This is a genomic window from Ruegeria sp. BHSB058 (assembly GCF_059613285.1).
On the sequence record NZ_JBXWSF010000122.1, the window covers coordinates 1 to 7,879 of the forward strand.

The following is a 7,879-nucleotide window of genomic DNA, read 5'->3' on the forward strand; positions in this document are numbered from 1 at the left end:
CATTCCGGCCCTCGCGGCGAACCCTGACGTTGAAGCCGAGTGGAAACCGAAACTGATGGCGCGTGGTTACGATCCGTCGACCCGACCCATCGCCGCGAAGCAATCCGCAACCCTTGGCATGGCCATGACCGAAAAACAGGGCGGTTCGGATGTGCGCGCCAATTCCACCGTTGCACGCCGCGATGGCGAGCACTGGCGGCTTCGAGGGCACAAGTGGTTCTGCTCGGCGCCGATGTCCGACGGGTTTTTGACACTGGCCCAGGCACCGGGCGGGTTGACCTGTTTTCTGCTGCCGCGCTGGCTGGACGGCGAGCGCAACGCGCTCCACCTCATGCGGTTGAAGGATAAACTGGGCAACAAGTCCAACGCGTCGGCCGAGGTCGAATTTCACGACGCGCTGGGATTTCAGCTTGGGGACGAGGGCGCCGGGGTGCGCACGATCATCGAAATGGTGCATCACACGCGTCTGGATACAGCGATGGCCCCTGCCGGGTTGATGCGCGCAGCGTTGACCGAGGCGCACCATTGGGTCACGCATCGCAGCGCGTTTCAGCGGCGGCTGATCGACCAACCCCTGATGCGGGCGGTCCTGTCCGATCTTGTCCTGGACTGGGAGGGCGCGGTGACCCTTGGTCTGCGGGTAGCAGAGGCATTCGACGGCACCTCGGTCGAGGAACGCGCCTTTGCCAGGATCAGTGTGGCCCTGGCCAAGTTTCACACCAACAAACGCTGCCCCGTCGTCATTGCCGAGGCGATGGAGGTGTTGGGTGGCATGGGCTATGTCGAAGACACGCCTATGCCGCTGCTCTATCGCGAAGCGCCATTGAACGGTATCTGGGAGGGATCCGGCAATGTGATCTGTCTCGATATCCTTCGCAGTCTTGCGCGCGATCCCCTGGCCAATGAAATCCTGCGGGCCGAGTTGCGGGCGGGCATCGGTGCGGACAGGCGGTATGATGCGGCGTTGAGTGCCCATGAAGAACGCTGGAATGGTCTTCCTCCCGAGGCCGAAGCCCGGTGGTTTGCCGAGCGAACGGCACTGTTGCTGACGGCATCCCTTCTGTTGCGCCGCGCGCCCGAGGCAGTTGCCGACGCATTCATCGCCACGCGTTTGGAGGGCCTAGGCGGTCGCTTACCGGGTGCCATCGGAACGGTAGAAAGCGGTCACATACTGACCCGATTGGGCGGGTGACGCGATGAGCGTCCTGTTCGCAACAAGAGATCGCATGCAAGCCGGAATGTTTGGCTCAGTAAACCACATTCAGCATCAACAGGGAAACGACCAGGAACAGAACTGTCATGACCCCGCCTGAACGCACGAAATCCATCACTTTATAACCTGCGGGCCCCATGATCAGCGCGTTTACCTGATGCGTCGGGATGATGAAACTGTTTGAGGTCGAGATTGCCACTGTAAGCGCAAAAACGGTCGGGTTCCCACCAGCCGCCACCGCAATGGAAACGGCGAGGGGCACGAGCAGAACGGTGGCCCCGACATTTGACATGACGAGCGAAAAGGCAGTGGCCAAAACGGCGACACCGGCCTGTAGTGCCCAAATCGGCCAGCCGTTCAAAATGATCATGATTTGTTGAGCAATCCACGCAGCGGTTCCAGTATTCTGCACGGCTTGCCCCAGTGGTATGAGGCATGCGAGCAGAAAAACGGTGTTCCATCCGACTGCGCGGTATGCCTCGTCCACGCTGAGTACGCGCGTAAGCATCATTCCGGCGGCTCCGGTCAGCAGACAAAGCGACAACCGAACGTCGGTGAACAAAATCAAAGACAGGGAAATCGCGAAAAAGACCAAGGCCCAGCCGACCTTTTGCGGGCGCAGTTCATCCTGCGGAAAATCTGTTGTTACAACAACAAAGTCAGGATCCCGTTTGATCCGCATCAGGTTGTCCCACCTGGTATGTGCAACAAGCATGTCGCCTGCGCGAAATTCCTCAAGCCCGATCTGTGTGGACTCATGCGTTTCGGTTTCTACGTGGCTGAGAGTTTCCTCCCCTCGGTGAATTGCAAGCAGCGACATCCCGTATGTTTTACGAAACAAAAGTTCGCGCGGGCATTTTCCGATCAGCTTGCTGTCAGGTGTCACAACGACTTCGGCTATTCCGGCATTGGTGGGTGCAAACTCCTCGACGAAAATGTCCAGTTCCGGAAGTACGGTCAGACTGAACTTCCGGGCGAATTCCTCAACCGTCCACCGGTTCCCGATGATCGCAAGCCTGCAGGGCGCTGCAATCTCGGCGGTCAGGACCTGAACCATCGAAGTTTTGCCGCGATAGAATGTGGAGATTATGTAAAGATGGTTTTCGTGGTTGATATCCGCCAATACCTGCCCGACCAACGGGCTTTCCGCGGGCACGACCACCTCGAAGACATCCGCTTTGAGTCCATAGACCCGCTGCAAATACTCCTGCGTGCCCTGCCCCGTTCCGGTACTGTCGGAACCGGCGTCTCCTGGTAATACCCATCGTCCGAGCAGCAGAAAGTAGCCGATCCCGGTCAGGATCAGGACAGCACCGATAGGCGTCACCGAGAAAAGCCCGAACGGTTCGATTTTTTGGCCTTCGGGTAACCCCTCATTTGCGGTCAGTACCAGGTCGTTAAGCAAAATCAGAGGTGATGACCCAACCATCGTCATTGTGCCCCCCAAAATGGCGCAAAATCCCATGGGCATCAGCAGGCGCGACAACGGAATTCCGGATCTTGAGGATATTCGGCTGACGACTGGCAGAAACAAGGCGGCTGCGCCCACATTCTGCATGAAGGATGAAATGACACCAACGGTGCCGGAAACGATCGGCAGCACCCGGTTTTCGGCTGTGCCGCCGTATTTCAAGATGACGGCGGCAACCTTGTTCATGATGCCGGTTTTGTCCAGCCCTGCGCCAACGATCATGACGGCGATGATAGAAATCACTGCGTTGGACGCAAATCCATCGAAAAGATGCGTGGCATCCGAGAGGTTCTCAAGGCCTGGCGCATAGCTGAGAAGCCCGACAATGACCAGGACCAGTATTGCGGAAAGGTCAATTCTGACAATTTCGGATACGAACAAGAAAACGGTGAATGCCAGCAGAGCACAAACCACTCCCATCTCGAACGTAAACGCAATTTGTTCCACAGATTTCACCGAGATTTTGTTCGGTTTTGTTTGACAAGAAAATTAGACTATTTCGCCCATCCTGTCATGATGTTTCAATTTTTGACAACCTATTGAAACAAAGTTTCCTTTAGACGCCGGCAACTCTAACCCAGCCCCGTTTCAACGGACACCCATCTCGCCAAATGGTGATCTTTCGACTGATAGTGCGTAGCCGACCCCGAAGATGCGCCGGTCAATCGGCCTGGCGCCGCATCACGTCGCCCCGGCGCCCGCAGTCACCACCTTGCCCAGCACGACCGGCGAGAAATGCGCCTTGCCTCCCGCGCCGAACACATGGCGCTGCAGCTTGGAAAACGCCTCCAGATAGTGGGTGTACGAGGTCAGATCGACTCCCGCCGGAACCGGCAGCATGTCGCCCAGAATGCCGGAATAGCCGCGCACGCTGATCTCCATCTGTGCTCGTGACAGCCCCAGTTGCGCTTCGGCGGCGATGTTGGGGACCGAGACCTGAACGTTGCTCTTGAATGTGGTCGCCTCGATCCGCAGCTGAACAGCCACGCCGATTTCGACCTTCTGGCCTTCGATTTCGCTGGTGGTGAACATCTTGGCCTCTTGCACCACGCCCACCGAACTGCCCTCGGCCCCGCCCTTGAACAGACCGGCAAACCAGCTCAGCTTGCCGCTGGCATCGCGTATATAGGCCACTGAACTGACAAAGTGCTGATCCAGCGTCACCGCCAGATCGGCGGCGCCGGTCATAGGCATCTCAAGACCTTCCTCGCCCCCGTGCCCAGGGTCCATCACGCGAAAACGGTGTTTCGCAAGCGCGTCATCGCTGTCCAGCAGGGGGACATAAGTCAAAGCGTCGGCCATGTCGTTCAATCCAAATCCGATGAGAAAGAATGACAACAGGTTAGCACACTACGCCACCTGTCCAAAATTCGCTTGGGTTCATGTGAACCGTCGTGAGACTTCGACGCGAAGAGCGTGATTTTCTGAATCCGATCAGAAAGCCGCGTCACGCATTACCGGCCCAAACGTCAAGTATGTCTGATCCTGCGTCGCCGATGCGGGCAGAGCGGACATTGGTTCTGATTTCTGATAAGGTTGTCTGGACACCACATCATTGAGGGCAGCCGATGCTCGAACGTCAAGAGGTCGTTGTGATCGGAGCCGGATGGCCGGGCTGAGCGTCGGCTGCGTACTCGGCGAGGCCAGGTTCGACTACGTCATTCTCCAACGCAACCGTATCTGCCAGAACTGGCGATCCCAGCACTGGGACTCGTTCCGGATAAACACACCGAACGTGCTGACCGTCCTGCCGGGCGACCGATACGACGGGGACGACCCGAAAGGCTACATGACCCGGGACGAATTCGTCGAGATGGTTGAGGACCATGTCCGCTGCAACCAGCTTGCGGTGCAGGCTGTCTGCCTGGTTTCTGGTGCAGATGCCATAGAAAGCACATTCGCCACGGTGCGCCATCGAACCGGCAAAACGAAGGGCTACCTCAGCCGAAAGACCGGACTGGCCATGGCCTTCAAACTGATGATGTCGCCGCAGGGCAAATGGTGGGAGCTCGACGGATCAAACCGCATGCCAGAGATCATTCAGGACATTGCATTCGTCGACGGCATCAAACAAATTCAACCAGCCGCCTGATCACGCCGTCACCAACTTTCGGGCATAGCTCATCAAGTGAGATCAATGCTATGTTGCTTAAGTGATTGAAATATGTGTGCGGGGTAGAAAACAGAGCCACCATTGCTTCAGGATCGGAGGCTTGTATCAATCTGAGCTCCGGATTCGTCGATTGGGCCGTGCTTTGTCCGCCTATCAACAGATCTGCGATAAACGATAGTACGAATGGCGCGCGACCATTCGTACAGCCAGGATATGCGTTGCGAGTCAGTTTTACCCCAGTAACATCAGCGCTTCAGTTCAATGTCTGGGGATGCGAGATCGCCGCGCCTTCCGCTTCGTGGGTGTAGAACTCGACCGTCCCGTCCTTGAGGCCGGAATGCACCAAGGGCCAGTTCGTTTCGGCTTGCGCGATACGGGTAGTTTGCTCTGCGATGAACAGATCGCGGGTTTCTTGATCCCAGTTGAGATATAGTTTGTCGTTGATCACGGCCCATCCGTTTACGAAATCAACCTCTGCACCGTAACCCTCAGAAACGGCATAGGAACACCAGCCGTTGTTCTGCGGTTCAAAGCTGGCAGGGTTTGTCGAAAATTTCGTAGCGTTTTCAGACGAGCTGAAGCGCCACGACTTACCCTTGTAGTCAACGCTGTATTCTGCACTCCCGATTTTTGGGGAGTTTTCGGTGAAGTATGCGACAACGTCGAAGCCGTCCATCGCCACGCCGTTTTCCAAGGCATTGACCGCCTCCCCTGCAGATGCAGAATGTGCCCCCATCAGCACAAGAGCAGTCGCAAAGAGCGCGTTTCGCCCTGTCGCCATCGCCAGATTCATCCTATCTACAATGTTCATTTGGAGTCCTTTCACGGGTGATCCGAAATGGGGTTGACCGATTAGTCCCATCGGATCTGTAACTGATGAAGCTGACGCTACCTGTTGATTTCCAATTCGTGAAATACCCATTGGCTTCCAAATCAATAGCGGACATCTATAAACTTGAATTTTTTTGGCACTCATCATTTAATTTTATAGACGTGAGCTATAGTCAGTGTGCCAAAAATGGAAATGTATCAGATTCGGTATTTTCTGACGCTTTGTGAGACGCTGAATTTCACGAAAGCGGCTACACAATGCAACGTCGCACAACCCTCTTTGTCTCGCGCCATAAAGATGCTTGAGGACGAGCTTGGTGGACCGCTGTTCCACCGTGCCCGAAATAGAACGAACTGCACCAGGCTCGGCAATCTCATGCGTCCACAACTACAAAAGATTCTGGATGCAAGTGAGCTGGCGTTGTCGCTTGCGCAAAAGGTTTCTTCGCTGGAGGTGGCCCGTTTGGACCTCGGCATCATGTGCACGATCGGGCCATCACGAATGATCGGTTTCATCAGCAGATTGAGGATGGAGATACCGGACCTTGACTTGCGCTTGCATGTCGCTCCTGGGTCCGAGTTGATTGAAAGGATGAAATCAGGTGATCTAGACCTTGCCATTTTGGGTATGCCGAAAATTCCCGAAATCTTCCACGCGCATACGCTGTACAGCGAGCGCTACGTAGTCGCCTTTCCAAAGGGTCACAGATTTGAGCAGATGGATACGGTGCCTTTGAGTGCACTGAACCACGAGGATTACCTGGACCGAACGAACTGCGAGTACTCCGAATACTTGAAAAGCCTGGATGCAGAAAAAGAGCCGAAACTGAACATTCTGTATCAAAGCGACAGGGAAACGTGGATACAGGCATCGCTTCTTGCTGGAATGGGCTGTGCGGTGATGCCCGAATATCTGCCCATGTTGCCAGGCATAGCGACACGCAACCTTGTTGAGCCGGACATTCGACGCGACATACAGTTGATCACGGTTGCAGGTCGGCGGCACCCGCCAGCTGTTGAAGCCTTCGTCAGGCTGACTCAGAGATATGATTGGAATGCGGGCAATTGCGTCTGAATGAGGCAATGGGTCGGATAAGCAACGTCACATCTTCCAAAGATGGCGGTCAGGACTTTCTCTCTTGGCCGAAACTGGTCTTGAGCCACATCACTGCTTCCTCACCAAACCCTAACCTCTTCGCTGCTAACGCAAGTCTTCTTGGCTCCTGAGGAAAGCCTGTGATGGGGGTCCCGCGCCAGCCCATCTCCAACATTGTCCTTCCCCCCTAAAACTGGGCCATTATGGACGTGTCGCGGTTTGATGCCGCTCCTTTGATAGCATTTATTGCAACAAAGGAGACTGACTATGGGACTGAAACGGACGGACGAATTCCACGCTGATGCGGTGCGGATCGCGCTGACGAGCGGGCTGACGCGCAAGCAGGTTGCATCCGATTTAGGTGTTGGCCTGCCCGGCAGTCGCCGCTTGCGGCGATGAGAGGGGGGCGATCCGGGCACTGAAGATGGCTATCGCCTACGACAGCCACCAACAGGCTGCATCCACCATACGGATCGCGGCAGCCAATACTGTTCGCACGACTATCAAAAACTCCTGCGCCAGCACGGATTCCAGGGTAAGCGTCCGATGAACCCGACCTAACGCTTGCCGCTAGCGGGGGCTAAGTGTCCACCATCGATAGTGGACACTAAGGGGCACTCTATGAGCGGGCGGAAGAAGCGGTTTTGGGCGGATGAGGAGAAGCGCGAGATTTGTGCGCAGGCGGTTACGCCGGGGATGTCGGTTGCGCAGGTGGCGCGGCGGTATGCGGTCAATGCGAACCTTATTTTCAAATGGCTGAAGGATCCGCGGTTTGCGCCAGAGGCTGATGCGTCCGCTCAAGAAGTGATGTTTTTGCCGATTGAGATTGAGGCTGATGTTGCCCGCGAACCTCGGCCCATCGACGTGCCAATGCCGTCTCCATCTGCCTCTCTGTCGGCCAACCGAAAGCCTGGCGCGCGGTCTGATCCCGATGCCAGGATTGGGGGGACTCGTCAAACGTTGACTCAGCGTTGACAAGAAGTGGGGATGTGGAGGCGGGCGGATTGCGCCTGACTTCAAGTATTTGATATTGTTTGTTATATTTGGTTGCGGGAGCAGGATTTGAACCTGCGACCTTCAGGTTATGAGCCTGACGAGCTACCTGGCTGCTCCATCCCGCGCCGGTTTGTTGGCCTTTTGGTTTTTGCCTTGAGG

At 56.0% G+C, this 7,879-nt stretch carries 6 protein-coding genes, 1 tRNA gene and 3 pseudogenes; 6 read left to right on the plus strand and 4 right to left on the minus strand.

Annotation, left to right across the window (positions count from 1 at the left end):
• Positions 1-1,192, plus strand: a 1,192-nt coding sequence (locus tag AC2FNB_RS19790; protein WP_496748514.1) for an acyl-CoA dehydrogenase family protein, incomplete at its 5' end; no start/stop codon positions are given.
• A 55-nt stretch (positions 1,193-1,247) separates the two neighbouring features.
• Here the strand turns inward: AC2FNB_RS19790 and AC2FNB_RS19795 are convergent.
• Together AC2FNB_RS19795 and AC2FNB_RS19800 are read right to left on the minus strand one after the other, a co-directional pair.
• Positions 1,248-3,104 (minus strand): SLC13 family permease, encoded by a 1,857-nt coding sequence (locus AC2FNB_RS19795; protein ID WP_496748518.1) that lies wholly within the window; start codon positions 3,102-3,104, stop codon positions 1,248-1,250.
• 261 nt (positions 3,105-3,365) lie between these two features.
• Positions 3,366-3,986, minus strand: a complete 621-nt coding sequence (locus AC2FNB_RS19800) for a hypothetical protein (protein ID WP_480751705.1) — start codon at positions 3,984-3,986, stop codon at positions 3,366-3,368.
• 574 nt (positions 3,987-4,560) lie between these two features.
• Between AC2FNB_RS19800 and AC2FNB_RS19805 the strand changes: the two are divergent.
• A pseudogene (locus tag AC2FNB_RS19805) lies at positions 4,561-4,776 on the plus strand (IS256 family transposase); the annotation flags it as partial.
• A 274-nt stretch (positions 4,777-5,050) separates the two neighbouring features.
• Here AC2FNB_RS19805 and AC2FNB_RS19810 read toward each other — a convergent pair.
• Positions 5,051-5,773 (minus strand): YHS domain-containing (seleno)protein, encoded by a 723-nt coding sequence (locus AC2FNB_RS19810; protein ID WP_496748515.1) that lies wholly within the window; start codon positions 5,771-5,773, stop codon positions 5,051-5,053.
• 42 nt (positions 5,774-5,815) lie between these two features.
• Here AC2FNB_RS19810 and AC2FNB_RS19815 point away from each other — a divergent pair, with 42 nt between their 5' ends.
• From AC2FNB_RS19815 to AC2FNB_RS19830, 4 genes and pseudogenes are all read left to right on the plus strand, one after another.
• Complete coding sequence (locus tag AC2FNB_RS19815; protein ID WP_496748516.1) at positions 5,816-6,703, plus strand: LysR family transcriptional regulator; 888 nt, start codon at positions 5,816-5,818, stop codon at positions 6,701-6,703.
• Between the two features lie 288 nt (positions 6,704-6,991).
• A pseudogene (locus AC2FNB_RS19820) lies at positions 6,992-7,096 on the plus strand (transposase); the annotation flags it as partial.
• A 34-nt stretch (positions 7,097-7,130) separates the two neighbouring features.
• Positions 7,131-7,258 (plus strand): annotated as a pseudogene (locus AC2FNB_RS19825) (DDE-type integrase/transposase/recombinase); the annotation flags it as partial.
• Positions 7,259-7,345: 87 nt separating this feature from the next.
• Positions 7,346-7,699 (plus strand): transposase, encoded by a 354-nt coding sequence (locus AC2FNB_RS19830; protein WP_496748517.1) that lies wholly within the window; start codon positions 7,346-7,348, stop codon positions 7,697-7,699.
• Positions 7,700-7,768: 69 nt separating this feature from the next.
• Here the strand turns inward: AC2FNB_RS19830 and AC2FNB_RS19835 are convergent.
• Positions 7,769-7,845: transfer RNA gene (locus tag AC2FNB_RS19835), tRNA-Met, on the minus strand.
• Positions 7,846-7,879 lie beyond the last annotated feature (34 nt).

Coding starts and splice junctions, on each gene's coding strand:
- AC2FNB_RS19795 (WP_496748518.1), bottom strand. CDS start 3,104: ATGGGAGTGGTTTGTGCTCTGCTGGCATTCACCGTTTTCTTGTTCGTA.
- AC2FNB_RS19800 (WP_480751705.1), bottom strand. CDS start 3,986: ATGGCCGACGCTTTGACTTATGTCCCCCTGCTGGACAGCGATGACGCG.
- AC2FNB_RS19810 (WP_496748515.1), bottom strand. CDS start 5,773: ATGAGTGCCAAAAAAATTCAAGTTTATAGATGTCCGCTATTGATTTGG.
- AC2FNB_RS19815 (WP_496748516.1), top strand. CDS start 5,816: ATGGAAATGTATCAGATTCGGTATTTTCTGACGCTTTGTGAGACGCTG.
- AC2FNB_RS19830 (WP_496748517.1), top strand. CDS start 7,346: ATGAGCGGGCGGAAGAAGCGGTTTTGGGCGGATGAGGAGAAGCGCGAG.